This window comes from Flavitalea antarctica (assembly GCF_054461535.1).
On record NZ_JBTLQG010000091.1, the window covers coordinates 1 to 818 of the forward strand.

Genomic DNA, 818 nt, shown 5'->3' on the forward strand with positions numbered 1-818 from the left:
ACAGTAAGCTGCGGGTATTACAACTGCTTAATCATGAAGTACTCCGGGTAAGCAATGAACTGCGTGCATATTGCAGAAAGATCCATCATACCGATTACTATCTGCTAAAATCTATTCCCGGTATTGGTGGCATTTTGGCTAGTGCCATCATAGCTGAATTAGGCGATATCCGACGTTTTGAAAACGAACGCCAGTTTGCAAACTATATCGGACTGGTACCGGGTATTCATCAAAGCAGCGAGGCAGAAAATTATATGGGTGTTACACCACGATGCAAGGAGCTCTTGCGAACCTACCTGGTGGAAGCCGCCTGGGTTGCCATCAGGCTGGATCCTGGCATCCAGGCTTACTACCGCAAACACATTGGTAAAAATCAAAAATCAGTTATCGTTAAAGTCGCACATAAGATGTGCCGGCGTATCCTAAGTGTGATTAGATCAGGTCAACCCTATCAAATCGGTTTTAGTAACTAACAAACTTTGTCTTTAATGCTCAATACTTTCATGAGTTGACTACAAAACATTGTAGGTAGATCGAACGATACTACATCGCCAAGCAGGTAGCGGCTCATATTTTACAAAACCAAACAGATGAAGGTAGTGCTGTACATCAGTAACTACACATAGGAGTCGGAGCTTAAAGAAAACATCGGAACAAATTTATTCCGCGATCTCTTTTACAGATTTTGCAGCTGTAGTACCTTGATTCATCTGCATCCGAAAATCTATAAAAGAGCCCGCGTTACAAAATCTTTGTTATGTAGTAACTTTAACACCATATCATTTCTAGGCATCCCCCTTTACATAGGATACCATGTT

The 818-nt window shown here is 41.7% G+C and carries 1 protein-coding gene; it reads left to right on the forward strand.

Translation table 11 applies throughout. The features are described from left to right. Positions 1–473 (forward strand): transposase (locus tag ACX0G7_RS27315; RefSeq protein ID WP_458926721.1); only part of this gene is annotated, 473 nt, incomplete at its 5' end. Positions 474–818: the final 345 nt, after the last annotated feature.